The 1,040-nt window shown below is 37.1% G+C and carries 1 protein-coding gene; it reads right to left on the bottom strand.

Features of this window, described 5'->3' with window-relative positions:
* A partial coding sequence (locus tag FTU19_RS16175; protein ID WP_180131927.1) for an IS110 family transposase occupies positions 1–802 on the bottom strand: 802 nt, incomplete at its 3' end.
* Between the last annotated feature and the right edge of the window lie 238 nt (positions 803–1,040).

The raw sequence follows: 1,040 nt of genomic DNA, 5'->3' as shown, positions 1-1,040 counted from the left end.
ACAATACTGAGCGTATTTTACTGTCACCTGCTTTTGATAAGTGACTTTGCTTGTTGACTGAACTGCCAGACAACTGATGTACTGGAACCAAACCTACATATGCAGCAGCTTGACTTGCTTTTTCAAACTTGTGCGAATGAAATAACCCCAACAGTAATAAGCCTGATCGTTCACCGATTGAAGGAATAGTTTGCAGTAATTTCAAATCCTGTTTCAATGTTGGATCTTGATCTATGTGATTATTTATTAACTTATCAATATGTTCAAGTTGCTGATTTAAATACTCAATATTCTCTTCAAGTAATTTAATCACAACAACGGAGGTATGAGTGGACTGCGCCTTTTCAAGTCGATTCTTTTCCTGCAATAGACTACCTAGATAGACATCTCGTCTGCCTAGTAAAGCTTTTAATAATCTGACATTTTCAGGTTCAGGCTGCCATATGATTAACTTTGCGGTGTAACCATAACGTGAAAGAGCTTCACTATCAGCTTTATCCGTTTTATTTAGCATGGACATGCCTTTGGCAAAGGCTCTTACTCGTGAAGGATTAGCCACACAAACCTTTACACCTGCATCATATAGATAATATCCCAAATTCTCGTGATAAACCGAAGTCGCTTCCATGATTGCTGTCACTTGATCAGGTTCAATTTTAAGAGTGATGAGCCATTTGAGCAGACTGCCAAAGCCACTTTCTGTATTAGTAAATATTTTATTTTTTCTTTTTCCAGTCAAACCTTGAGGGAAAATGCAACAATCTATTTTGGTTTTACTGACATCAATACCTAGCATAATCATGGTGATATTCCTTGAGTTTAAGCTATGATTTTTATCCCATTAACCATCATCTTACCTTGTGAATACAGCATCAAAGTGCTTAGTTACCGTTCAGAGTTGTATGAGGGATAAGGGCAAATTGTAGGTTTTATCTCAGGTTCAAATTTAAGATTTTAGCAGCACTCCAAACTCTACAATTTGCGTATAGTGGTAGCTAATCACTATATCAATCAAGATACAAGCAGCACTGCTGCGCAAG

The organism is Acinetobacter sp. YH12072, assembly GCF_013419565.1.
In the GTDB taxonomy this organism is placed as follows: domain Bacteria; phylum Pseudomonadota; class Gammaproteobacteria; order Pseudomonadales; family Moraxellaceae; genus Acinetobacter.
The sequence above is the reverse complement of the archived record's forward strand: the minus strand, read 5'-3'. Positions and strand labels throughout refer to the sequence as shown.